This window comes from Arthrobacter sp. CG_A4, from assembly GCF_035985125.1.
Classification (GTDB): Bacteria; Actinomycetota; Actinomycetes; order Actinomycetales; family Micrococcaceae; genus Arthrobacter.
The window spans coordinates 1-22,877 of record NZ_JAXCID010000010.1; the positions used below are offsets into that span (position 1 = coordinate 1).

At 68.4% G+C, this 22,877-nt stretch carries 20 protein-coding genes, 6 tRNA genes and 1 pseudogene; 20 read left to right on the plus strand and 7 right to left on the minus strand.

Features of this window, described 5'->3' with window-relative positions; translation table 11 throughout:
• On the plus strand, positions 1-1,026 hold a 1,026-nt coding region (locus RCH07_RS06150), incomplete at its 5' end, for an HNH endonuclease signature motif containing protein (RefSeq protein WP_326966597.1).
• Positions 1,027-1,134: 108 nt separating this feature from the next.
• Here the strand turns inward: RCH07_RS06150 and RCH07_RS06155 are convergent.
• Together RCH07_RS06155 and RCH07_RS06160 are read right to left on the minus strand one after the other, a co-directional pair.
• Positions 1,135-1,980 (minus strand): cytochrome, encoded by an 846-nt coding sequence (locus RCH07_RS06155; RefSeq protein WP_326966598.1) that lies wholly within the window; start codon positions 1,978-1,980, stop codon positions 1,135-1,137.
• A 171-nt stretch (positions 1,981-2,151) separates the two neighbouring features.
• Positions 2,152-2,223: transfer RNA gene (locus RCH07_RS06160), tRNA-Val, on the minus strand.
• Positions 2,224-2,518: 295 nt separating this feature from the next.
• On the opposite strand from RCH07_RS06160, the gene RCH07_RS06165 reads away from it, so the two are divergent.
• The 6 genes from RCH07_RS06165 to RCH07_RS06190 all read left to right on the plus strand — a co-directional run bounded on the left by RCH07_RS06165 (position 2,519) and on the right by RCH07_RS06190 (position 3,530).
• Positions 2,519-2,591: transfer RNA gene (locus RCH07_RS06165), tRNA-Gly, on the plus strand.
• A gap of 45 nt (positions 2,592-2,636) precedes the next feature.
• A tRNA-Cys gene (locus RCH07_RS06170) sits at positions 2,637-2,707 on the plus strand.
• A gap of 39 nt (positions 2,708-2,746) precedes the next feature.
• A tRNA-Val gene (locus RCH07_RS06175) sits at positions 2,747-2,821 on the plus strand.
• Positions 2,822-2,878: 57 nt separating this feature from the next.
• Positions 2,879-2,951 (plus strand) — tRNA-Gly (locus RCH07_RS06180).
• Positions 2,952-2,989: 38 nt separating this feature from the next.
• Positions 2,990-3,064: transfer RNA gene (locus RCH07_RS06185), tRNA-Val, on the plus strand.
• Between the two features lie 178 nt (positions 3,065-3,242).
• A complete protein-coding gene (locus tag RCH07_RS06190) occupies positions 3,243-3,530 on the plus strand; it encodes an antitoxin (protein ID WP_326966599.1) in 288 nt (95 codons plus the stop codon).
• A gap of 151 nt (positions 3,531-3,681) precedes the next feature.
• On the opposite strand, the gene zapE is transcribed toward RCH07_RS06190, so the two are convergent.
• A complete protein-coding gene (zapE, locus tag RCH07_RS06195; RefSeq protein ID WP_326966600.1) occupies positions 3,682-4,719 on the minus strand; it encodes a cell division protein ZapE in 1,038 nt (345 codons plus the stop codon).
• Between the two features lie 229 nt (positions 4,720-4,948).
• Here zapE and RCH07_RS06200 point away from each other — a divergent pair, with 229 nt between their 5' ends.
• From RCH07_RS06200 to ybaK, 3 genes are all read left to right on the plus strand, one after another.
• Positions 4,949-5,908, plus strand: coding sequence for a sulfurtransferase (locus RCH07_RS06200; RefSeq protein WP_326966601.1), 960 nt, complete (start codon positions 4,949-4,951; stop codon positions 5,906-5,908).
• A gap of 119 nt (positions 5,909-6,027) precedes the next feature.
• Positions 6,028-6,486, plus strand: a complete 459-nt coding sequence (locus RCH07_RS06205) for a SufE family protein (RefSeq protein WP_326966602.1) — start codon at positions 6,028-6,030, stop codon at positions 6,484-6,486.
• 14 nt (positions 6,487-6,500) lie between these two features.
• Positions 6,501-6,998 (plus strand): Cys-tRNA(Pro) deacylase, encoded by a 498-nt coding sequence (gene ybaK, locus RCH07_RS06210; protein ID WP_326966603.1) that lies wholly within the window; start codon positions 6,501-6,503, stop codon positions 6,996-6,998.
• Positions 6,999-7,093: 95 nt separating this feature from the next.
• On the opposite strand, the gene RCH07_RS06215 is transcribed toward ybaK, so the two are convergent.
• On the minus strand, positions 7,094-8,407 hold the full coding sequence (locus RCH07_RS06215) for an alpha/beta hydrolase family protein (RefSeq protein WP_326966604.1): 1,314 nt from the start codon (positions 8,405-8,407) through the stop codon (positions 7,094-7,096).
• Between the two features lie 185 nt (positions 8,408-8,592).
• Here RCH07_RS06215 and RCH07_RS06220 point away from each other — a divergent pair, with 185 nt between their 5' ends.
• The 9 genes from RCH07_RS06220 to RCH07_RS06260 all read left to right on the plus strand — a co-directional run bounded on the left by RCH07_RS06220 (position 8,593) and on the right by RCH07_RS06260 (position 19,208).
• Positions 8,593-9,081, plus strand: coding sequence for a hypothetical protein (locus RCH07_RS06220; RefSeq protein ID WP_326966605.1), 489 nt, complete (start codon positions 8,593-8,595; stop codon positions 9,079-9,081).
• A 14-nt stretch (positions 9,082-9,095) separates the two neighbouring features.
• A complete protein-coding gene (gene msrB / locus RCH07_RS06225; RefSeq protein WP_326966606.1) occupies positions 9,096-9,566 on the plus strand; it encodes a peptide-methionine (R)-S-oxide reductase MsrB in 471 nt (156 codons plus the stop codon).
• 376 nt (positions 9,567-9,942) lie between these two features.
• On the plus strand, positions 9,943-11,400 hold the full coding sequence (locus RCH07_RS06230; protein ID WP_326966607.1) for a DUF6421 family protein: 1,458 nt from the start codon (positions 9,943-9,945) through the stop codon (positions 11,398-11,400).
• On the plus strand, positions 11,397-12,143 hold the full coding sequence (locus tag RCH07_RS06235) for an SDR family oxidoreductase (RefSeq protein WP_326966608.1): 747 nt from the start codon (positions 11,397-11,399) through the stop codon (positions 12,141-12,143). Before RCH07_RS06230 ends, RCH07_RS06235 begins: the two co-directional genes overlap by 4 nt.
• Before the next feature lie 77 nt (positions 12,144-12,220).
• Positions 12,221-13,324, plus strand: coding sequence for a threonine aldolase family protein (locus tag RCH07_RS06240; RefSeq protein ID WP_326966676.1), 1,104 nt, complete (start codon positions 12,221-12,223; stop codon positions 13,322-13,324).
• Between the two features lie 119 nt (positions 13,325-13,443).
• Positions 13,444-14,088 (plus strand): DUF3000 domain-containing protein, encoded by a 645-nt coding sequence (locus RCH07_RS06245; RefSeq protein WP_326966609.1) that lies wholly within the window; start codon positions 13,444-13,446, stop codon positions 14,086-14,088.
• A 97-nt stretch (positions 14,089-14,185) separates the two neighbouring features.
• Positions 14,186-15,565, plus strand: a complete 1,380-nt coding sequence (locus tag RCH07_RS06250) for an HRDC domain-containing protein (protein ID WP_326966610.1) — start codon at positions 14,186-14,188, stop codon at positions 15,563-15,565.
• A 233-nt stretch (positions 15,566-15,798) separates the two neighbouring features.
• Positions 15,799-17,034 (plus strand): thiolase family protein, encoded by a 1,236-nt coding sequence (locus RCH07_RS06255; RefSeq protein WP_326966611.1) that lies wholly within the window; start codon positions 15,799-15,801, stop codon positions 17,032-17,034.
• Positions 17,031-19,208, plus strand: a complete 2,178-nt coding sequence (locus RCH07_RS06260; RefSeq protein ID WP_326966612.1) for a 3-hydroxyacyl-CoA dehydrogenase NAD-binding domain-containing protein — start codon at positions 17,031-17,033, stop codon at positions 19,206-19,208. The genes RCH07_RS06255 and RCH07_RS06260 overlap by 4 nt, the downstream gene beginning before the upstream one ends.
• A gap of 46 nt (positions 19,209-19,254) precedes the next feature.
• On the opposite strand, the gene RCH07_RS06265 is transcribed toward RCH07_RS06260, so the two are convergent.
• From RCH07_RS06265 to RCH07_RS06275, 3 genes are read right to left on the minus strand one after another with little or no spacing between them, the layout of a single operon-like run.
• On the minus strand, positions 19,255-20,766 hold the full coding sequence (locus RCH07_RS06265) for an ABC transporter ATP-binding protein (RefSeq protein ID WP_326966613.1): 1,512 nt from the start codon (positions 20,764-20,766) through the stop codon (positions 19,255-19,257).
• On the minus strand, positions 20,763-21,536 hold the full coding sequence (locus RCH07_RS06270; RefSeq protein WP_326966614.1) for an energy-coupling factor transporter transmembrane component T: 774 nt from the start codon (positions 21,534-21,536) through the stop codon (positions 20,763-20,765). Before RCH07_RS06270 ends, RCH07_RS06265 begins: the two co-directional genes overlap by 4 nt.
• Positions 21,537-21,539: 3 nt before the next feature.
• Positions 21,540-22,373: an ECF transporter S component gene (locus RCH07_RS06275; RefSeq protein WP_326966677.1), complete on the minus strand. Its 834-nt coding sequence runs from the start codon at positions 22,371-22,373 to the stop codon at positions 21,540-21,542.
• Between the two features lie 373 nt (positions 22,374-22,746).
• Here RCH07_RS06275 and RCH07_RS19265 point away from each other — a divergent pair.
• Positions 22,747-22,857 (plus strand): annotated as a pseudogene (locus RCH07_RS19265) (hypothetical protein); the annotation flags it as partial.
• Positions 22,858-22,877: the final 20 nt, after the last annotated feature.

The window sequence follows — 22,877 nt, forward strand, 5'->3', positions numbered from 1 at the left end:
CACCTCCTCACAGTCATGAACACCGCCACGAACCCCCGCACCGGCGCCACCCAGACATCCGGGGCCCAGCCAGCCGGTTCGGATTCCGGCCCCGGTGCGGATTCCGGCCCCGGTGCAGGTTCCGGCCCCGGTTCAGGTTCGCCAGCCGGTGCGGGGTCCGGTTCAGGGCTTGCCGCAGCGGAGAGCCGCGCCGCCGCGGTACCGGCTACCGTGTCCGGCGCGGCCGGGCTGTCAACGCCCACGGGTATTTGGGCGTCCGCCGGGGTGGCACCCGCCGCCGGCACCCCGGAGAATGACCCCGGCACGGCGTGCCTGGACCTCCGCTCACGGGCACAGAAGCTCCTCGACGGCCTCGTCGGCGCCTGCAAAGTTGCCCTCGCCACCGGCTCACTGCCCGCCGCCGGCGGACTCCGCCCACAGGTCATGGTCACCATCGACTACCGGGACCTGCTGGCCCGGCTCGCAACCACCGACAACAACGGCAACGGCGACGACGACGGCAAGGCCGATCTGCAAACCACCTTCGCCGGCCCCGCCTCCTACGGCCCCACCTCCCCCGGCCGGCCCACGGAACACACCGCAGAACACACCGGAACCCTGCCCTTCACCGGACCCATCACCGCCTCCACGGCACGGAAAATCGCCTGTGACGCGGATATCATCCCGGTCCTGCTCGGCGGGGAAGGCCGGATCCTGGACATCGGGAGAGCCTCGAGAATCTTCCCGCCCCACATCCGCAAAGCCATCACCGCCCGCGACCAGGGCTGCGCCTTCCCCGGCTGCACCATCCCCGCCCCCTGGTGCGAAGCCCACCACATCACCTACTGGTCCCACGGCGGAACCACCGGAACAGAGAATAGCGTACTGCTCTGCGCCCACCACCACCACATCATCCATAAAGAACAATGGACCATCCAGATCCGCACCGGCATCCCCTGGTTCATCCCGCCCCCACACCTTGACCCCGGACAAAAACCCCACCGAAACCACTACTTCCGGCCCACAGATCTCAACACACCGGCGTGACTGACAGGATCCACGTGACCCGGCCGCTGCCTGCGCGGCGCCCACGCTATCAGCGCTGATCGCGTCGGCGTCGTGACCGGTCCTGGCGACCTTGGGCCAACTTCGGGCTCAGCGGGCGGGCGGCGGTGCCAGTGGCAGCAGCGCCGCTCCGGCAGTTGCGGTGTCCGCGGACGTTTCCCACACCCGCCGCAGCGCGCAAAACTTCCACCAGTGGTGCTTGAGGACGTCGGGGTTGGCACGCAATGGGCGGACTTCCGTCTCCCCGACGGCGACGGCCAACAGGATCGGGGATTCGCCGTACTTCCAGGACTCCCACTCTCCGGCCACCGGATCCACCAGGCTTTCCTCGGCCTTCATGCCCGCCACGAGCTGCATCACCACTTTGTCGTCGAGCGCCTTGATGGTGCCGTCGCGGCTGGTGCCCTTGGTCTTGTAATCGATAAGGCAGATGCGGCCGTTGATCTTGGCCACGAGGTCCAGGGTGCCGGCGTAGCCAACAGTCTTGTTCCATACCGTGATCTCTGGCGCCACCGGCTCCACCTGGAACAGCTCCCACCATTCGTCGAAGCGGGCGGCGAACGCCTCCTCGCCATTGGCGGACAGGGCCTCGCGGGTTTCCTTCATCTCGTGCGGGCGCCCGAGGGCGCGAAGGGCCACCTGCTCGCAGTAGTTGTGGACCCTGTCCCCGCGCTTCGCGGCATCGTCCCGATACGTTTCTGCTGCCTTGGCGGCGCGGCTTACGGCCTGGCGTACCTTCGCGGGGCTGCCAAGGATGCCCGGCAGAGTGGGGTCCTGGGCGAGGCTGTTAGCTCCCATGTACCCGAACCAGCCGTCCAGGCCATGGGGCTGCTGGCCGATAACGTTGGTGATGGAAGGGGCGGAGAACTGCTCGGATGTGGAGCGGGCATACATCCGGCCGTATTCCGTGGCGTGGGCGAGTAGTGGAGCGGTCATGGAAGAGACTCTTTCACGGGGGTCGGACGGTGGAAGCACGGCGGTGCCACAACAAGAGGCCACAACAAGAGGCCGGGACAATAAGGGGCCGAAACAGTATGAGGCCAAGAACGCGCGTAAAAATAAAATGGTCCGCCCCACTCGGTGAGCGGAACGGACCATCTACTGGGGTGGGCGATACTGGGTTCGAACCAGTGACCTCTTCGGTGTGAACGAAGCGCGCTACCACTGCGCCAATCGCCCCAATGCCATTGAATGCTAGCCCACCCTGGCGGATTTTAGAAATCAGGCCCGAGTCTGCCCGAATGCGTCGCTGCGGGACCCGTCGTCGTACTTCCGCCGACCGCCCAAAGCACCCGGCGGAGCTCCTTGAATTACACTCGTGTAATTAGAAAAATCCCCTAGAATTCAAGGAAGCACGGGCATTCGCCGCCCGTGGCGTCTTCCCGATTTGAAAGATCCCTGAACGTCCTATAGAGTTCTTATTCGTTGGAACGCGAGGAAATGCCGATTGCGGCGGGGAATTGCAAACAATATTGCGGACGTAGCTCAGCTGGTAGAGCACCACCTTGCCAAGGTGGATGTCGCGAGTTCGAATCTCGTCGTCCGCTCGCAGGAGACTGTCACGGTAAGGTTCTTCGGAGTCCTATCTACACGGTGGGTTGGCCGAGAGGCGAGGCAGCGGCCTGCAAAGCCGTTCACACGGGTTCGAATCCCGTACCCACCTCGGTGAATACCCTGGTTTCCGGTTCCGATCGGTTACAAGGGGCGATTGGCGCAGCGGTAGCGCGCTTCCCTGACACGGAAGAGGTCACTGGTTCGATCCCAGTATCGCCCACCACAGCAAGGAGACTTGCTTGATCCAGTTCGGCCGGTCCTCGCCGGCAGGGACTAAAATGCGGACGTAGCTCAGCTGGTAGAGCACCACCTTGCCAAGGTGGATGTCGCGAGTTCGAATCTCGTCGTCCGCTCTCCTCAGCACAACTCAACACCGGAACGTTCCGGTTGCGGGCGATTGGCGCAGCGGTAGCGCGCTTCCCTGACACGGAAGAGGTCACTGGTTCGATCCCAGTATCGCCCACCACATCAAGCAGCTCCCCGTGAGCTGCTTTTTTTGTGTCCTTTTGCCTTGGCCTTCCTGCTGCGCACGACCGACCTGCGCCGATTACCCTGTGGGCGTACACCCTTGGCACCTCCGCTACCGCCGGATAAGATCGAAAGCGCTAGGAGCGATCTGGCTCCGCGACCGAAGGGAGGTGCCCGTGGGTTTACTTGACGATCTAAAGGGCAAGGCTCAGCAACTTATTGGTGGCAACGAACAAGCCATCAAGAACGGCATCGAGAAAGCCGGCGATTTCGTCGACTCGAAGACCGGCGGAAAGCACGCCGACAAGATCGATTCCGTTCAGCGGGGCGCTTCCGACTTCGTGGCCAAGGCGAACGGGCAGCCGAACGCGGCACCCGTCGCTGAGGAGACTCCCGACGCCGGTAAGCCACCCGTTGCCGGTGAGCCACCCGTTGCCGGGGATCCCCGGCAGCAGGGCCTCTGACCCAGATACGTCAGTGAGGTGTCGGTCCCGCCGGGAGGCGGCGCCGGCACCTCCGGCGTTTAACACCACATAAGCAAAAAACGCGGGGTCACATAGGGCCCATCCGGCACGTCAGGATGGGCCCTATGTGACCCCGCGTTGCCTCTAGGGGTTAGGAGGGCTCGTGGTTCTGTCCCTCGCGGGCCAGGGCGGTGAGCCTCGACACGGCCCGGAAATACTTCTTCATGTACCCGCCGGTCATCATTTCCTCGGTGAAGAGCTGGTCGAACGGCACGCCGCTGGCCAGGATCGGCACGTCCTTGTCGTACAGCCGGTCGGCGAGCACCACGAACCGCAACGCCACGGCCTGTTCGGTGATGGTGTGGACGTTTTTCCACACCACGCCCTCGATGCCGTCGAGGAGCTGGCGATAGCGGCTCGGGTGGACGCCGGCCAGGTGGTCGATCAGGGTGCTGAACTCATCGCGCGCCACCGTCTTGCCGTGGAACTCGGCCTGCATGTGGCGGGCCAGGTCCTCGTTGGCCAGCGGCAGCGGCGCCGCGGGCAGCCCGCGGTGGCGGAAGTCCTCGCCGTCGATCCGGACGACGTCAAACTGGTCCGCAAGCACCTGGATCTCCCGGGCGAAGTCCACGGCGGCAAAGCGTCCGTCACCCAGGGAACCCGGCAGGGTGTTGGACGTGGCCGCCAGCTTGACGCCGGCGTCGGCCAGTTCCCGCATGAGCCGGGACATCAGCACGGTGTCGCCCGGATCGTCGAGCTCGAATTCGTCGATGCACACCAGCTTGTAGTGGCTCAGGGCCTCCACCGTCTTGCGGAAGGACAGCGCGCCGACCAAATTGGTGTATTCCACAAAGGTCCCGAAGGCCTTGGGCCCCGGGGCTGCATGCCAGAGCGAGGCGAGCAGGTGGGTCTTTCCCACGCCGAAGCCGCCGTCGAGGTAGATCCCGGCGCGCGAGGTGTCCTTCTTGCCGAAGAGACGTTTGAAGAGCCCGTCGCCGTCACGGGCGCCCACGCCTGCCGCGAAGCCTTCCAGCGCCCGGACGGCGGCGGTCTGGCTGGGCTGGGACGGATCCGGGCGGTAGCTGGAAAACGAGACCTCGCCGAAGCGCGGCGACGGATAGAAACCCTTGAGGAGTTCATCCACGGAAATTGCCGGGGTGCGGGCGGCGAGCTGTTCGATTTGTACCAAGGTGGTCCGTTCTGCTGGTCACTTGTCCCCAGCCAGAATACCGGCATCGCGGGAGCTGCCGGTCTCCCGCTGCCCGGCGGGGAGCGTCAGGTGATAAAGGACATATTTCCGAGTGTTAACCCGGTGGCGCAATCCCGCCGGGGCGTGGCTAGTGTTGTAGCAGACCCGGCGCCGTGATCGATCCTTCCGCGGCCCGGCCTCCTGACCGTTTCAGTGAAAGGCCATCGCCATGCCCTACCCCGTTGAGCAGAACGAAAAGTTCGCCGCCTACGCCCACCCCGGGCGGCTGGTCTCCACCGATTGGCTGGCGGCGGCCATCGAAGCCGGCGCCCTCGAAGACGGAAAGCCCGACGGCGGCGCCCTCGAAGCCGGAAAGCCCGAGGGCGGCAAGCTGGTGGTGGTGGAATCCGACGAGGACGTGCTGCTCTACGAGACGGGCCACATTCCGGGAGCGGTCAAGATCGACTGGCACACGGACCTGAACGACGAGGTCACCCGCGACTACGTCGACGGCGCTGCCTTCGCCGCCCTCGCTGCGGCCAAGGGCATCTCCCGTGACAGCACCGTGGTCATCTACGGTGACAAGTCCAACTGGTGGGCAGCGTACGCCCTCTGGGTCTTCACGCTGTTCGGCCACGACGACGTCCGGCTGCTCGACGGCGGCCGCGACAAGTGGATTGCCGAAGGCCGGTCCCTCACCACCGACAAGACTGTCACCACGCTCTCCGAGTACCCGGTCGTCGAGCGCAACGACGCCCCGATCCGGGCCTTCAAGGACGATGTCCTGGCCCACTTCGGCAAGCCGCTGATCGACGTCCGCTCCGCCGAGGAGTACACGGGCCAGCGCACCCACATGCCCGCCTACCCGGAGGAAGGCGCCCTGCGCGGCGGCCATATCCCCACGGCGGCGTCCATTCCGTGGGCCCGCGCGGCCGCCGAAGACGGCACCTACCGCAACCGTCCCGAGCTCGAGGCACTCTATCTCGGCGAGGCAGGCCTGCAGGAAGGCGACGACGTCGTGGCCTACTGCCGCATCGGCGAGCGTTCCAGCCACACCTGGTTCGCGCTCAAGTACCTGCTTGGCTTCGACACAGTCCGCAACTACGACGGGTCCTGGACCGAATGGGGCAACGCCGTGCGCGTCCCGATCACCAAGGGCACACAACGCGGAACAGTACCGGCCGCCTAATAGCCCCCAATGTGGCCGGGTAAGTCGCCGGCCAGGTCGCCGGCACGGCAGCGGGCAAAGTTGCGGGCGCAGCAGCCGGGAGCAGGACACAATGGCTGCGCCTGCGTAAGCTGGAACGGATGAATACTCCTGCCCTCCCCACCGCACTCGCGGAAATTGTTGATGACTTCCAGGCCCTCACCGAGCCGGACCGGCTGCAGCTGCTGCTGGACTTCTCCCGAGAGCTTCCGGAGCTCCCCGACCGGCTCAAGAACCACCCGGAGCTGATGGAGCAGGTGGTCGAGTGCCAGTCGCCGCTGTTCCTCACGATTGAGACGGAGCAGCACGACGGCGGCGCGCCGGACCGCGTCCGGATCTTCTTCAAGGCGCCGCCCGAGGCGCCGACCACGCGGGGCTTCGCCAGCGTGCTGCACGAGGGCCTCGACGGCTTGAGCCCGGCGGAGATCCTGGCCGTCCCGGACGATATGCCCGAGCTGCTGGGCCTCACCCGCGCCATCACTCCCCTGCGGATGCGCGGAATGTCGGCGATGCTGGGCCGGATCAAGCGCAAGGTTGCTGCGCTCCCGCAGCATGCCTGACCCTGGGCGCCCACTTGGCCCGCAAGCACGCGTCACAGGGAACTCCGGCCACCGCGGCACTCGCCGCGGCCGGGGTTTTCTTTGTCCCGCACCCTTATAGTCATGATCCCGCGGCGGCCAGCTACGGCTTGGAAGCCGCTGAGGTCCTGGGGATTGACCCCGCCCGGGTGTTCAAGACCTTGATGGTCGACGTCGACGGCAAGCTCGCCGTCGGCGTCGTGCCGGTGAGCGGAAATCTGGATCTCAAGGCGATGGCGGCGGCGATGGCGGGCAAAAGGGCCTCGATGGCTGATCCGGCCGCAGCCGAACGCCGGACCGGCTATGTCCTCGGCGGCATCTCGCCGCTGGGCCAGCGGCAGCCCTCCCCCACCGTCGTGGATGAGAGCGCCCTGGGCCTGGCCACGATCCTGGTCTCGGGCGGCCGTCGCGGCCTGGACATCGAGCTGAGCCCGGCCGAGCTGATCCGTCTCACCGGGGCCAAAACGGCACGCATCGGCACCCGCCGGAGCTGACGATCGCCGGGTTGCGCCCCCGCCGGGATGGCCTACGCGGCCAGGCCCGTTCCGGCCAGGCCCGATCCAGCGCGGTCAGGCCAGTTCCGGCGTGGTCAGGCCTGCCCCGGAGTGGGCTGGCCCGGGTTAGCCCGCGGCGCAAGCTGCTGCCGCAGCCAGGCCATCACCAGCCGCTCCCAGCGCTCCGGGTCCACGTTCCATTCCTTGGTATGCCGGGCCCGGCTGAACGTCTCGAAGCTCACCATCTCCGGGTTCTTTTCGGCCAGCGCCGCGGACGGGCCGTAAGGGACGTATTCGTCGTCGACGCTGTGGATGATCAGGGTCGGCGTGCGCAGTTCCACCGCCCGGGAGACCCAGTCCATGGCTTTGAGGTCCACCGGGGCGGCGAGGCCGGTCAGCCGACGGCCCAGCCTGTGGCCCATCATCAGCTGCCCGTATCGGCCAACGGCCGAGGGGATCCGGTTGAGCTCCGCGTGGTGCGCCAGCACATTGACCCAGTTGATCACCGGCGCGTCGAGCACCATGGCCCGGATCAGGTGGTGGTAGCGGGAGAGGTCGGCGGTTTGGAGGCAGATCGCACCGCCCATGGACCAGCCGAAGAGCACCACTTCGCGGGCACCCTGTCCCAGGGCATAGCCGATGGCAGCCTCAACGTCGCGCCATTCGGTGGAACCGAGGCCGTAGCGGCCGTCCTGCGCCGAGGGCGCCTGTCCGTCGTTGCGGTAGGAAATCAGCAGGCTGGACATGCCCAGTTCCCGCGCCGTCCGGACCGCCCGCAGCGCCTCCTGCCGGGTGGCACCGCGCCCGTGCACCATGATCGCCCAGATGTCCGCCGCCGGTGCCGCCGGGATCAGCCACGCAGGCGCGGTCCCGCCGTCGACCTCGATCAGGACCTCTTCGGAGGGGAGTCCGATGCTGGCGGGATCCGGGTGGGTCGTGCCGGTCCACATGCCGCGCCGCGCCGTGGCAAGATCCCCGCTGTAGACGGCCTCGACGTCGCGCTGCACGGTGCGCTCGGCCGGTGAGTAGGACACGATCCTGCCGATCCTCGCGTGGCCCCGGCCGCCGTCGAACAGGAAACCGTAAGTGCCCTCCACCGTGGTCTCGGGGGTGGCCGCCATGATGACCTGCAGCCCATGCGCGTCACGGATCACCGCAAGGATCTCCTGGTCCTCTTCGCGGACCCGGGCGGGGGTGATTACACGGCGGGCGAAATACAGGGCCAGGGCTGAGGAGCCGGCGGCGAGCAGTCCTGCCGCAACGCTCCCGCCGATGATGCCGCCCACCGCCCACTTGGCGCTGCCCGGCAGCGAAACTTCGCCCGCGGGGGCCGGGAGAGTGGCCGCAGCCTTTGCTTGGGCGGTGGAGATCCGGTGCGGGGCGGGCAGGAGGCGCAGGGAGGAAGCCATGGCACCATTCTTACCGACCCCGCGGCTCCCGGCCGCATCCGCGCGGCGTCCGTGACTTAGAACGGGGCCCCTCCCGCACCATCGAGTGCTCCGCAACTGCCCGTAAGACCGCCCAAAAGGGCGCGTTTGGAGCACTCGACGGCACATTTTGTGCGGGGCCAACGGCGCGGGGCTAGGCTGGGGGCATGAGTGATCCAATCGTCATTTTGACAGAAGAGCCCCTCGGCGCGGATGACCGCGTCAACATTGAAACCCTGGTTGCCGGCGGTGATACTCCGCTGGTGGTCCTGGTTCCGGCGAATACCGAGCGGCACCTGCTGGTCGATTTCCTGGAGAACCTCTCCCTGCTGGAGATCGCCAAGGCCTTCCGTGAATTGACGTCGCGGTCCGATCCCGCCGGGGAACGGGCCGAAGCCGCCGAAACGCTGGCAACCTCGCTCACGGCCCTGGCCGGGCTGGGCGGCGGCGTCACCGGCGAAATCGTCGAAGGCAAGGCCGTGGACAGCCTCGTCGCCAAGGTCAAGGAGTTGGGCGCCGGACAGGCTGTGGTAATTACCCGCCCGCACGCCGTCGCGGATACGCTCCACACTGACTGGGCCAACAAGGCACAGGACCAGCTGGGCCTTCCTGTGCTGCATCTGTACGCCGGATCGGGATTTATCGGGGACTCCTGAGCGTTACTCAGGCTATGAGCACCCTCGATAACACCTCAGAAAACACGTCCACGGCCGCCGGCCCGGCTGAAAATGCGCCCGTGGATAAGTCCGATGCGCAGTGGCGCGATGAACTGACGCCGGAGGAGTACCGCGTCCTCCGCCAGGCCGGGACCGAGCGACCGTATACCGGCGAGTACTGGGACAGCCACACCGCGGGCGTCTACCAGTGCCGGGCCTGCGGGACGGAACTGTTCACGAGCAACGAGAAGTTCGATTCGCACTGCGGCTGGCCCTCGTTCTGGGCGCCGCTCGCGGAAGGCACCGTCCGCTACATCCATGACCGCGCCCTGGGCATGGAACGCGTCGAGGTCCGATGCGCCACCTGCGATTCCCACCTAGGCCATGTGTTCGACGGCGAAGGATTTGGCACCCCCACGGACCAGCGCTATTGCATCAATTCAGTCTCGTTGAAGCTGGTTTCAGCGGACGACGCCGGCAAGTAGCCGGACGGGGCAACGGGGGACATGCTCATTCTTCGCACCCGGGACCGGGCACAATGACACTATGCCCATCCGCCGGCCCCGGCGCGGGGCATGTCCCTTCGGGCCGGTGTCCTGGCCAGCGGGACATGCTCATTCTTCGCACCCGGGACTGGGCATAATGGCACTATGTCCATCGCCGGCCCCGGCGCGGGGCATGTCCCTGAGGCCGGACGGGCAGCGCCGCCACCGCTGTAGCTGGAACCGCTCTGCTGACCCACTTGCCACAGTCTTTCTTATGCTCGAAGCAATTTTGCATTAGGATTCCTGATTGCTTGCTACGCTCGCTTTAGTTACAGACGAGCGACGCTCCCCGCAATCAGAAAGGCGCCTGCAGCCGATGACTACCACCGCTATCACCCCCGCCGCCACCATCACCGCCACCGTCACTGCCCCCATCACCGCCAACTCCCCGGACTGGCTGCGGCTCAAGAGCGCCGCCACCGCACTGCAGGCCCTCCAGATCCAGGACGGATCCGTCCCGGAGGCTGCAAACCACGAGGCCGCCGCAGAGCATGTCGGCGCCATCACGGCCGCCATCACGGCTCTGGCCCCCGCTTTCACCCACGACGCGGGCTACCTCGATCTCCTTGTGGCCGACTTCGGCAGCTGGGCCGACGGCGGCTTCGGAGTGCCTGACTTCCTGGACTCCCTGCAGGCCTTCCAGCCGCAGCAGCACCGGGTCAACGGCCTGCAGCACCTCGTAGTCTTTCCGATGTACACGCAGAACGGCAGCAGCAGCCGGCTGGTCGAGGCCGTGCTGATTGAGGTCATCTGGCCGGAGTTCATCGCCGGGCTGGAAGAGGGCGAATACTCCAACAAACTCTTCGTACCGATCCGCTTCCTGGACTTCACTCCGGGCTACAACACCAACTCCGCGGTATTGTTCCCGGAAACCGTCGCCGTCCGGGAAACCCCCACCTTCACCTGGGGTGCCATCTTCGCCGACCGCGAGGCCGCCCGCTTCCGCCGTGTGCTGCGCGCCGCCGCGGACATCACCTCGCTGCAGCTGCCCGAGGACGCCGCCGCCCTGCTCGAGGACCAGGAGCTGACCCAGGAAACGTTTGTGATGTGGGATCTCATCCATGACCGCACCCACATGCGCGGCGATCTGCCCTTCGACCCCTTTATGATCAAGCAGCGCATGCCGTTTTTCCTCTACTCCCTCGAGGAACTGCGCTGTGACCTCACCGCGTTCCGCGAATCCGTGAAAGTCGAAAAGGACGAGGACGCTGATCCGGAGGCCCGTCGGCACGCCAAACTGGTCCAGTACGCCGTCATCTTCGACCGGATCTTCCGTTTCGCCATTACCGGCAGCCGCGTCCGGAACTACGACGGTCTCGGCGGGCAGCTGCTCTTCGCCTGGATGCACCAGCACCACGTCCTGCACTGGACCGACAGCAAGCTCAGCATCGACTGGGACGAGGCTGCCGACGTCGTGGTTGCCCTTGGCGCCCGGATCGAGGAGCTGTACTGGCGCTCGATCGACCGTCCCAAGATGGCCCACTGGCTCGCCGCCTACGAGCTGATCTCCGGCACGGTCACGCCCAACCCGGCCTCCGTCTGGGCCAAGGGCCCCGGCGCGCTGCCCCTGGCCGGCCCGCCGCGCGGCCTCACGGACCAGGTACTCGACGACGAGTTCCCGCTGTCCATGTTCTACGAGGCACTGGAAAAGAAGATGCGCCCGGTCATCGAATCCACGGCAGGCATCACGGGGTCCTCGGACGCCGGCACAGACACCAACCCGGACACCGGCACAGCCGCCGGGGCGGCAGCTACCGCCATGAACGCCGGATGAGTGCCGGCCGCACCCTGACGGTGCTGGTCACCGGCGGCAGCGGGCCGTCCGGGGTCGCCACCGCGCGGGCCCTGCACGACGCCGGCCATAGGGTCTTCACTGTCGGCTCGGACGGACCCCGGATCGGGGCCGCCGCGGCGGCGGCCGGCAGCGGGGTCGTTCCACTGGTCTGCGACCTCGCCTCCCTGGCGGACGTCCGCTCGCTGCACGCCACGATCATCGCGGAGGCAGGGGCCGTCGACGGCGTCGTCCACCTCGTCGGCGGCTGGCGCGGCGCCAAGGGCATCACGGACCAGAGCGACGCGGACTGGGACTTCCTGGAACGCGGCGCCGTCACCACCTTGCGGAACGTCACCCGGGTCTTCTACGACGAGCTCGCGGCCTCGGACACGGGCCGCTTCGCCATGGTCTCCTCCACCGCCGTCGGCAGCCCCACCGCGGGCGGCGCAAGCTACGTCGCGGCCAAGGCGGCGGCCGAGGCCTGGACCCTGGCCGTCGCCGACGGGTTCCGCCGGGGCCAGTCCGGTTCCGCCGGCCCCGGCAGTGCCCGGCCGGTGGAGCAGCACAGCGCTGCTGTGATCTTTGTGGTCAAGGCCCTCGTGGATGCCGCCATGCGGGCGAAGTCCCCCGAACGTACCTTTCCCGGCTTCACCGATGTGGAAGAGCTGGCGGCCGCCGCCGTCGGGCTCTTCACCTCCCCGGCATCCGAGCTGAACGGCCGGCGGCTGGCGCTCAGCCGTTGAGCCGACGCGCCGGAATTAGCCGTTGAGGCCCGATCTCTCTACACTGACCTGTCTACACTGAAAGCGTGAGCAAAGCGATGACCAGCACGGTTGAGATCAGCACCGTTGAAACTGCCCCTGCCAGCACCGCGGTGCGGCTCCATGACCCCTCCGTCCGGGGCTTCGCCTCGGACAACTACTCCGGCGTGCATCCCGAGGTGCTGGCCGCCCTGGCCGCGGCCAACGAAGGCCATCAGGTTTCCTACGGCGAGGACGACTACACCGCCCGGCTGCAGCAGCTGATGGAGGAGCACTTCGGGGTAGGCATCGAATGCTTCCCGGTCTTCAACGGCACCGGCGCCAACGTGCTCTCGCTGCAGTCCCTGCTGCCGCGCTGGGGTGCGGTGGTCTGCGCCTCCACTGCGCATATCAATATGGACGAGAACGGCGCCCCCGAGCGGATCGGCGGCATCAAGCTCCTCCAGGTGCACACGGAGGACGGCAAGCTCACCCCTGAACTGATCGACAAGGAAGCCTGGGGCTGGGGCGACGAGCACCGCGCCCAGCCGCTGGCCGTGTCCATCACCCAGACCACTGAACTCGGCACCTGCTACACCCCGGAGGAAGTCCGCGCCATCGCGGAGCATGTCCACTCCAAGGGCATGAAGCTGCATATGGACGGCGCCCGGCTGGCCAACGCAGCGGCCCATCTGAACGTGCCGCTGCGGGCCTTCACCCGCGACGCCGGCGTGGACATCCTCTCCTTCGGCGGCACCAAGAACGGCCTGCTGTTCGGCGAGGTGGTCGTGGCGCTGAACCCGGAAGCCGCGCACGGCCTGATCTACCTGCGCAAGATGAACATGCAGCTGGCCTCCAAAATGCGGTTCATGTCCGCCCAGTTCATCGCCCTGCTCGACGGCGGTCTGTGGCTGCGCTCCGCCGCGCACGCCAATGCCATGGCGGCCCGGCTGCGCGCCGGCGTCGAGTCCATCCACGGCATCGAGCTGAGCCAGAAAACCGAGTCCAACGGCGTCTTCGCCGTCCTGCCGGCGGGCGTCGCGGACCGGCTGCGCACGTCCTTCCGTTTCTACGACTGGAACGAGGCAACCCGCGAGGTGCGCTGGATGTGCTCCTTCGACACCACGCCCGACGACGTCGATTCCTTCATCGCTGCGATCAAACGCGAACTCGCTGCCGCCTGAATTCCGGCAGGCAGCACCGCACCACAGCTGCCTGGGCGCGCGCCGCCGCCCGGCACCCACTGTGCCGGGCGGCGGCGAGCCTGCCGGACTTGGGCGCAAGAGTTGCATAATCTTCCAGTGTGAGCGCACTCGAGCAGGTTCCGGCAGATTTTCTCTTTGCCCTGGGAACGCTTCGCCAGGCACGGTGCCGCGGCGAGCTGCGGCTGGAGGAGATTCCGGCGCCCGCCCGGCTGGCACCCTTTGCCGTGGCGCTCGGGGCCGAAGTCATTGCCGCGGGCGGTCCGGCGGGTTCCCGGGCGGCCCATGGCCCGGCCTCCGCGGCTTTTGAGCCGGCGTCCGGCAGCGAGGACGTCGAGCTGGCCACCGGCCGCTTCATCCTCCTCCACGACCCCGACGGCTCTGCCGTGTGGGACGGCGAATTCCGGATCGTCACGTACATCCGCGCCCAGCTGGAGCCGGAGATGGGCAACGACGAAATGCTCGGCTCCGTCGCCTGGGCCTGGCTCGTCGAGGCCCTGGAAAACCACTCCGCCCCCTACCGTTCCGCCGGCGGCACCGCGACGCGGGTGCTCTCCGAAAGCTTCGGCACACTCGCCGAACGGCCCAACTCGATCGACATCGAACTCCGTGCGTCCTGGACCCCGTCCAGCCCGGACATCACCTCGCATCTCGAGGCGTGGTCGGACATGGTCTGCACCTTCGCGGGCCTTCCGCCGCTGCCCGACGGCGTCACATCCCTTCCACGCAGGCGCAGACAGCCGTGATATCGGGCCCGGGCAGCCTGCCACCCGGCGCGGCTTTGGCCCGTGTGCGGCCTGCAACGCCGGGGTGCTGGTCACTTGTCGGTAAACTGAAGCCATCATGACCCCTCACATTCCGGAAATCACCACGGCCGCCGCCATACCCGTCACTACAGAGGCTGGACCAGGCGCTTCAGAGGCCCCTGATATCGCAGCCCACATCGCGGTGGACGGCTTCGACAGCCTGGTCCCCGAGGTCATCGACCTCGATGCCCCCCGCGACGGCGTGCCGCTCGTCATTGAAACCCAGTCCGGCCTGGAGCGGTGCGCCGCGGCTCTGGCCGCAGGCCACGGTCCTGCGGGGGTGGACGCCGAACGTGCCTCGGGGTTCCGCTACGGCCAGCGCGCCTTCCTCGTCCAGATCCGCCGCGAAGGCGCCGGCACCTGGCTGATCGATCCGGAGCCGTTCGAGGACCTGCGGATCGTCAACGACGCCCTGCGCGGCGTCGAATGGATCCTGCATGCCGCCAGCCAGGACCTGCCCTGCCTGTCCGAACTGGGCATGTGGCCGGACAAGCTCTTCGACACCGAGCTGGCCGCCCGCCTCGCCGGGCTGCCGCGCGTTGGCCTCGCCGCCGTGATCGAACAGCTGCTGGGCTTCGGCCTGGCGAAGGAACACTCCGCCGCCGACTGGTCCACCCGCCCGCTCCCGGAACCCTGGCTGCGCTACGCGGCCCTCGACGTGGAGGTCCTGACCGAGCTGCGCGAGGAACTGATCGAGCTCCTCACCGCCGACGGCAAGCTGGACTTCGCCGGCCAGGAGTTCGCCGCCCTCCTCGAGTCCGGGCAGGCGCCGCCGCGCGTCGACCCGTGGCGTAAGACCTCCGGGCTGCACCAGATCCGCGACCGCCGCCAGTTGGCTGCGGTCCGCGAACTCTGGGTCGAACGCGACTCGCTCGCCCAGAAGCGCGACGTCGCCCCGGGTCGGCTCCTCCCGGACTCGGCCCTCGTGGCCGCCGCGAAGGCCATGCCCGGCACCGTGCCGCAGCTGCTGGGTACCAAGGGCTTCCACGGCCGCGCGGCCCAGCGCGAGGCACCGCGCTGGCTGCGCTGCATCAGCGCGGCCCGGACCCTCGAGGACCTTCCTCCCCTGCACCTGGCCACCAATGCTCCCCCGCCGCCGCGGGTCTGGGCGGAACGGGACCCGGATGCCGCCGCGAGGCTCGCCACCGCCCGGCCCCTGCTTCAGGCCAAGGCCGAGGAGATCAACATGCCGCTGGAGAATCTGTTGACGCCGGACTACCTCCGCCGGATCGCCTGGCGCCCGCCGGCCGAGCTGAGCGAGGAAGGCATCGCTGAGGAGCTCCAGAACCTTGGCGCCCGCCAGTGGCAGATCCAGCTCGCCGCGCCGCTCATCACCGAGGCTTTCCTGAACCCCCGGCCGCTGCCGGCCAAGGCAGCCCAGGCAGCTTCCGGGACAGAGCCCGACGGCGTCCGCTAAGCCACGGGCGCATCACTCCTTGCCAGCTATGTTACTCACGAGTAACATGTTGCTTAATGTCGCCCGGATTCCCGCCCCTTTGGCACCTCCTGCCACGGGTGCGGCTCCGGCATCCATGTCTCAATGAGGAGTATCACGTGAGCCAAGATCGCCCAAGCGGCCAACCCAGCAGCGGAAACCCGAGCAGCGGACAACCCAGAAGCGCAAATTCCCGCGCGGCAGGTTCCCGCGCCGTGCGCGACGTCGTTTTCGTCGACGGTGTCCGCACCCCGTTCGGCCGCGCAGGAGAGAAGGGCATCTACGCCGGAACCCGCGCCGATGACCTCGTGGTCAAGTGCATCCGCGAATTGATGCGCCGCAACCCGTCCCTGCCTGCGGAACGCATCGACGAGGTGGCCATTGCCGCCACCACGCAGACCGGCGACCAGGGCCTGACCATCGGCCGCACCGCGGCCCTGCTGGCCGGGCTGCCCCGCACGGTGCCCGGCTTCGCGATCGACCGGATGTGCGCCGGCGCCATGACCGCCGTGACCACGACGGCGAGCGGCATCGGCTTCGGCGCCTACGACGTCGTGATCGCCGGCGGCGTGGAGCACATGGGCAACCACCCGATGGGCGCCGGGGCGGATCCCAACCCGCGCTTTGTGTCCGAACGGATCGTGGACCCGGCCGCCCTGAACATGGGCAACACCGCCGAAAACCTGCACGACCGCTTCCCCGCCATCACCAAGGACCGCACCGATGCCTACGCGGTCGCGTCCCAGGACAAGCTCGCCGCCGCCTACGCGAAGGGCCGGATCCAGCCCGATCTGGTGCCCGTCGCCACGATGAAGCCCGGCCAGGGCTGGACCGTCAACACCGTGGACGAGCCGCCGCGCCCCGGCACCTCGGTGGCGGACCTCGCCGGCCTTAAAACCCCGTTCCGTGCCCATGGCCGCGTCACCGCCGGCAACGCTGCCGGCCTGAACGACGGCGCCACCGCCGCCCTGCTGGCCTCCGCCGACGCTGCCGAGGAGCTCGGCCTGCCGGTCAAGATGCGCCTGGTCAGCTACGCCTTCGCCGGCGTGGAGCCCGAAGTCATGGGCATCGGACCGGTTCCCGCCACCGAAAAGGCCCTCAAGAACGCCGGCCTGGGCATCAAGGACATCGGCCTCTTCGAAATCAACGAGGCCTTCGCCGTCCAGGTCCTCAGCTTCCTGGACCACTTCGGCATCGCCGACGACGACCCCCGGGTCAACCGCTACGGCGGCGCGATCGCCGTCGGGCATCCGCTGGCTTCCTCCGGTGTCCGGCTGATGAACCAGCTGGCCCGCCAGTTCGAGGAGGACCCGGCCGTCCGCTTCGGCATGACCACCATGTGCATCGGCCTGGGCATGGGCGCCACCGTGATCTGGGAAAACCCGCACCACGCCGGCTACGGCACCGCTTACCCCGAGACCACCACCACCGAGACTGGAGCCGCAGCATGAGCGCCGCAGATTTCCGCAAGCTTGCCGACCTCTTTCCGAACGAAACGGTGACCCGCTCCTATGTCCAGGACATCCAGCTCCCCGCCGCAGGCGGGAAGAGCCCCGGCACCTTCGCGCTGGTGACCCTGGACAACGGCCTGGACCACTCCAAGCCGACCACCCTGGGTCCCAACACCCTGGTGGAACTCGGCACCGTCCTGGAAGGGCTGAAGGAACGCGCCGCCCGCGGCGAGATCGCCGGCGTCGGCGTCACCGGCAAGCCATACTTCCTTGTGGCCGGCGCGGACCTGTCCACGGTGAAGTCCATCAGCGGCCGCGAACACGGGCTCTGGATGGCCCAGCTGGGCCACGAAGTCTACGCCACCCTCGCCAACCTCGGCGTCCCCAGTTTCGCCTTCATCAACGGCCTCGCCCTCGGCGGCGGGCTGGAGATCGCCCTGCAGTCCACCTACCGCACCGTCTCCACCGGGGCCGGTGCGCTGGCCCTGCCCGAGGCCTTCATCGGCCTCGTTCCGGGCTGGGGCGGGGTGTACATCCTGCCGCGGCTCATCGGCCCCGAGAACGCCCTCAAGGTGATGATCGAGAACCCGCTGAGCAACAACCGCACCCTCACCGGGCCGCAGGCCTTCAAGCTCGGCATGGCGGATGCGATGTTCGAGCCCGCCGACTTCGTCGAGCAGTCCGTCGCCTGGGCCGCGAAGGTCATTGCCGGCGCTGTGACGCCGGAACGGGCCAACGCCGTCGACCCCGCCGAACCGGAGGTCGCCGCCCGCTGGGCCGCCGCCGTCGCCAGGGGACGGGCCTTCGTGGAAGCCAAGACCTCCAACGCCTCACCGGCGCCGGCGAAGGTCCTGGACGTTATGGAAGCCAACCGCACCCTGAGCCAGGCACAGTCCGCCGAGCTGGAATGCGCAACGCTCGCGGATCTTATGCAGACCGACGAGTTCCGTTCCACCGTCTACGCGTTCCTGGATCTCGTGCAGCGGCGTTCCAAGCGCCCCGCCGGCGCCCCGGACCGCAAGCTGGCCCGCCCGGTGACCAAGATCGGCGTGGTCGGCGCCGGGCTGATGGCGAGCCAGCTGGCCCTGCTCTTCGCCCGCCAGCTCAAGATACCCGTGGTCATGACGGATATCGACCAGGCCCGCGTGGACAAGGGCGTGGGCTACGTCCATGCCGAAGTGGACAAGCTGCTGGCGAAGGGACGCATCAGCTCCGACGCCGCCAACCGGACCCGGGCGCTGGTTTCCGGTTCGGTTTCCAAGGAGGCCTTCGCCGACGCCGATTTCGTCATTGAGGCTGTCTTCGAGGAGCTCAACGTCAAGAAGCAGGTCTTCAAGGAGGTCGAGGCGATCGTTTCGCCCGAGTGCATCCTCGCCACGAACACGTCCTCGCTGTCCGTCACCGCGATGGCCGAAGACCTCGAGCACCCGGAGCGCCTGGTCGGCTTCCACTTCTTCAACCCGGTGGCCGTGATGCCGCTGCTGGAAATTGTGCGTGCGCCGAAGACCGACGACGCCGTCCTGGCCACCGCGTTCGAGCTCGCCAAAGGGCTCAAAAAGTCCGCCGTGCTGGTCAAGGACGCCCCGGCGTTCGTGGTCAACCGCCTGCTGCTGCGCCTCATGGGTGAAGTGACCGCGGCCTTCGACGAGGGCACGCCCGCCGAGGTGGCGGACAATGCGCTGCGCCCGATGGGGCTGCCGATGACGCCGTTCGTCCTCGGCGCCATGGTGGGCCTGCCGGTCGCGCAGCACGTTCAGGAATCGCTGCACGCGGCGTTCCCTGACCGCTTCACCGTCTCGGCGAACCTGCAGAATCTGATCGACAGCGGCGTGAAGTCCATCTGGGCCGCGCCGAATGGAACACCGGAGAAGGGCCCGGACGGCAAACCGTTCATCCCGGCCGAATCCCTGGCGCTGATGACGTTCGGCAACGAGCCCTCAACTGCCGAGCAGGTGCTGCGCCGCACCCAGGATGCGCTGGCGGCGGAAATCGGGCTGATGCTCACCGAGGGCGTCGTGGCCGGTCCGGAGGACATTGACCTGTGCATGATCCTCGGCGCCGGCTGGCCGATGTTCCTTGGCGGCATCACCCCGTACCTGGACCGGGTGGGGGCCTCGGAGCGGGTCAACGGCAGGAAGTTCCTGGCGGCCGGGGTGGCGTCCGCGCCGGCCTAAGCCGCGTCTGCCCGGCCATGGGCGTCCGGGACAGCGGCGGCAGGCTTCAGAGTTGGTGGAGCCTGCCGCCGCGCAGGTCCAGCGTCCTGTGCGCGTTCGCTTGCGCGAACCGCCGGTCATGGGTGACCAGCACGACGGCGGCGCCCCTCGCCGTCGTGCTGTCGATAGCCGCCCGCAGCCAATCCAGCCCGTGCCGGTCCAGTCCGATCGTGGGCTCATCCAGCGCCAGCACCGCCGGTTCCCGGGCCAGGACCGTGGCCAGGGCCAGCAGCCGCTGTTGTGAAGCCGGAAGCTCCGCCGGGTGCATCTCCTCAGCATCGGCGAGCCCGACGGCGGCCAGCGCCTCGCGCGCGCGCCGGGCGGCCTCCCCCGCCCCGAACAGCCGGCCAAGCCCGAAGCTGATTTCCCGGCGGACCGTCCGCTCAAATAGCTGGTCCCGCGGCTGTTGAAACAGCAGCCCCACAGAGGCCGCGACGCGGCCGGGCGCTACACCGGCGATACTTTTCCCCTGAACGCTCACTTCCCCGGTGTGCGGCCTCAGCAGTCCATTGAAATGGCGCAGTAGGGTTGACTTGCCGGCACCGTTGGGGCCCGTGACGGCCACGATTTCGCCGGGGCGGACGGTCAGCGCCAGGCCGCGAAGCACTGCTGTCCGCGGGACGTCCCGGGACGATCTGCCGGGGCTCCGGTAGCCGAAGCCGACGCCGCGCAGTTCAAGGGCCGGGGCTGCCCCCGGCGCACGGGTGGACATGACCCGCCGGCCCGTCGCAGCGGAGGACATGTCCGCCACGACGCCGGCCCGCCCCGGCTCCGGCGACGTCTCCAGATCTGCGGGCGTGCCACTCGCCGTCACAAAACCGCCGTCGAGGATGATCCAGTGTGCAGCCGTTAGGGCCAGCCCGTCCGCCGCCTGACTGAGCAGTACCACGGCGGTGCCGGCGTCGAGCAGCCCGCGAATGAGCCCCAGAACCTGGACGCCGCCTTCCGCATCGAGGGAGGCCAGCGGTTCGTCCAGCACCAGCACCTCCGGACGCGTGATGACGGCACAGCCCACGGCCAGGCGGCGCAGTTCGCCGCCGGATAACGAGCCGGGGTCCCTGTCCAGCAGTGCCGCCAGCCCGGTCAGGGCGGCTGTCCCGGCCACCTCGCGGCGCATCTGCTCGCGCGGCATGCCGCGGTTTTCCAGGCCGAACGCCAGTTCCTCCGCCACGGTGGAACGGACCAAGGACAGCATCGCGGCCGCGTCCTGGGGGACGTAGGCCACGCGCTCCGACCAGGCCGCGGGGTCGATCCGGGGATCGTCCTCGCCGCCGCGGAACACCAGGCGGGTCTCCCCCAGCTGCAGGCTGCCGCTGAGGCTGCCCGCCTGGCCGGGCCGCAGCCAGCCGGCCAGCACTTTGCCCAGCGTCGACTTGCCGCTGCCGGAACCGCCCAGCACCGCGGTCAGTGTGCCGGGCCCGGCGTTCAGCCGGATCCCCCGCAGCGCGGGGACGGTGGCCCCGTGGAACGTGAAGGTGTTGATGCTGGCGGCCAGCAAGGGCCGGACGGAAGCAGTCATGCGGCCCCCGCAGCCGGCCAGGAGGAGACGAGCCGCCAGGTGACGCCGGCGGCCGCGAGCAGCAGCAGCACCGCCCGGATCCGCTGCTGGGCAGCCGAATCCGGGACCTCACGGTAGCTTGTGCGCGGTCCCGGCCGGCCAAAGCCCCGGGCGTCGAGGGCCTGCGCCCGGCTGCCGGCGTCCTCGATGAGTCCGAGGACCAGCGGGACCATCTGCAGCCGCGCCGCGCCCAGCCTGGCCGGCAGGCCGCCGCCGAGTACCAGCCCGCGGGCTTCCTGGGCCTGCCGGATCCTGACCAGCCGGGTAGCCATGGCGGGAAGAAGCGTCAGGGCGGACGCCAGGACGAAGCCGAACTGCGGTGGCACCCGCCGCGCGGTCAGGGCGGCGACGAGGTCTGCGACGCTGACGGTGAAGGAGAACAGCAGCAGGACCAGCACACAGGCGGCCGTTCGCGCCCCCAGTTCGAGGGCAAAGCCCAGCCCCTCGGCGGTCACGCGGGCCGGGCCCCAGCTGGCCAGGACCGTACGGCCTGCCGGGAAAAACAGGCCGTGCAGCATCAGGAGGGACAAAACCAACGGAAGCAGGATCGCCGCCGCGGCAGCCATCACCCGGCGTCCGACGCCGGCGCGACAGGCCAGCCCAACCGCCGCGAGTGCAACGGCGGCGGACAGCGGCCAGCTGGCTGCCGACGTCGTGATCACCGCAGTGGACCCGGTGGCCGTCAGCGCCGTCAGCGGGTGAAGGCGCCGGCGCACGTCATCGGAGGACATGGCTCAGGAGGAGGATGTCGCCGCGGCCTTGCCCGCGAGCACCCGGAAGCGGCGGACAAACGGGAACTGGAAGGTGGTGCGGCGCGGAAGTGTGTACGCCAGGAGCGCCGCAATGGCGAAGACGATTGCCTTGTCCATGGGATCCGAGATGAGTGCCTGCTTAGTGATGGCGGCCAGCAGGGTATCGCCCATGGCACGGAAGGCGCTGACAATTGCGCCCGTTCCCAGGCCGGAGGTGCCGCCGAAGACGAAGGCGGCGATCGGGGCGGAGACGACGCCGGCGAGGATGCCCGTGACGAAGCCCGCCACCGGCGCGAGGTAGAAGCGGCGGAACAGCCCGCCGCGGGCGGCCAGCCCGGCCAGGAAGCCGATCAGCGCGGATCCGGCCGCGAACGGCAGGACGGTGGGGTTGACGAAGGACCACACGACACTGCTGAGCACTCCGGTGGCGGCGCCGGCCGCCGGGCCGGCGAGGACGGCGATCAGGACGGTGCCGATCGCATCGAAGTAGAACGGCAGCCCCGTGGACCCCATGAGCTGGCCCAGCACGACGTTGAGGACCAGGGCGACGGGCATCAGGACCAGGGTGGAGGTGGGCAGCACCGGCAGCACCGCGAGAAGCAGCAGCACCGCGCCGAGCAGGAACCCGCCGAGCGCCACCAGCGCGGAGAAGCTGGCCGGTCCGCCGGCAATATCGGCCGGCTGGGTGAGAACGAGGAACACGTAAGTGGCGGCGATGGCTCCGGCACCGGCGAGTTCGAGCAGGCGGCGGCCGCGGCCACCCGCCTCCTGAGACCCGGGGCCGGTAGCGGGGTGGATCAGGGACGGCTGTGACATGGGAGATGGCTGTGACATGGGAATGGTCCTTCGGCAGAGAGCTACAACAGCGGCCTCATGTCACCTCGGCGCAGCTACCATCCTAACGAGTGCCTGCCCGTTCCGCGACGGCAGTCTCAGCCGGGCCCGGCCCGGCCCGCGCCACCCCGGTCCCGGGGCTTGAGGACCAACGCTCGGGAATGTCACGCTAAGCCGGTGGGGCCAGGGCGCAGGGGTTCTGGCCGGAGCTGCTGTTACGCCGGGCCGGGGCAGCCGCCGGCGGCTCGCCGTCCGACCCTTGTTTTGTTGAGGTGGCGCCCGCGGACGAACCGGAGGAAGACGCCCCAAACTCACCTCCGACCAGGCCCACCACGCCCAACAGCTCTACGACGCCGGGGACCACACCGTTCAGCGCATCGCCGACCTGCTTCAGGTCCCACGCTCCAAGAACTACCGTCACCTCAACAAAACAAGCATCGGACGACGCCCCACCCCAGCGCCGTGACCCGGCGTAACAGCGGTGCC

Excerpts from the sequence above, each read along its gene's own strand:
- RCH07_RS06155 (WP_326966598.1), bottom strand. The coding sequence starts at position 1,980 with ATGACCGCTCCACTACTCGCCCACGCCACGGAATACGGCCGGATGTAT.
- RCH07_RS06200 (WP_326966601.1), top strand. The coding sequence starts at position 4,949 with ATGCCCTACCCCGTTGAGCAGAACGAAAAGTTCGCCGCCTACGCCCAC.
- RCH07_RS06205 (WP_326966602.1), top strand. The coding sequence starts at position 6,028 with ATGAATACTCCTGCCCTCCCCACCGCACTCGCGGAAATTGTTGATGAC.
- RCH07_RS06215 (WP_326966604.1), bottom strand. The coding sequence starts at position 8,407 with ATGGCTTCCTCCCTGCGCCTCCTGCCCGCCCCGCACCGGATCTCCACC.
- RCH07_RS06220 (WP_326966605.1), top strand. The coding sequence starts at position 8,593 with ATGAGTGATCCAATCGTCATTTTGACAGAAGAGCCCCTCGGCGCGGAT.
- msrB (WP_326966606.1), top strand. The coding sequence starts at position 9,096 with ATGAGCACCCTCGATAACACCTCAGAAAACACGTCCACGGCCGCCGGC.
- RCH07_RS06230 (WP_326966607.1), top strand. The coding sequence starts at position 9,943 with ATGACTACCACCGCTATCACCCCCGCCGCCACCATCACCGCCACCGTC.
- RCH07_RS06235 (WP_326966608.1), top strand. The coding sequence starts at position 11,397 with ATGAGTGCCGGCCGCACCCTGACGGTGCTGGTCACCGGCGGCAGCGGG.
- RCH07_RS06240 (WP_326966676.1), top strand. The coding sequence starts at position 12,221 with ATGACCAGCACGGTTGAGATCAGCACCGTTGAAACTGCCCCTGCCAGC.
- RCH07_RS06250 (WP_326966610.1), top strand. The coding sequence starts at position 14,186 with ATGACCCCTCACATTCCGGAAATCACCACGGCCGCCGCCATACCCGTC.
- RCH07_RS06260 (WP_326966612.1), top strand. The coding sequence starts at position 17,031 with ATGAGCGCCGCAGATTTCCGCAAGCTTGCCGACCTCTTTCCGAACGAA.
- RCH07_RS06265 (WP_326966613.1), bottom strand. The coding sequence starts at position 20,766 with ATGACTGCTTCCGTCCGGCCCTTGCTGGCCGCCAGCATCAACACCTTC.
- RCH07_RS06270 (WP_326966614.1), bottom strand. The coding sequence starts at position 21,536 with ATGTCCTCCGATGACGTGCGCCGGCGCCTTCACCCGCTGACGGCGCTG.
- RCH07_RS06275 (WP_326966677.1), bottom strand. The coding sequence starts at position 22,373 with ATGTCACAGCCGTCCCTGATCCACCCCGCTACCGGCCCCGGGTCTCAG.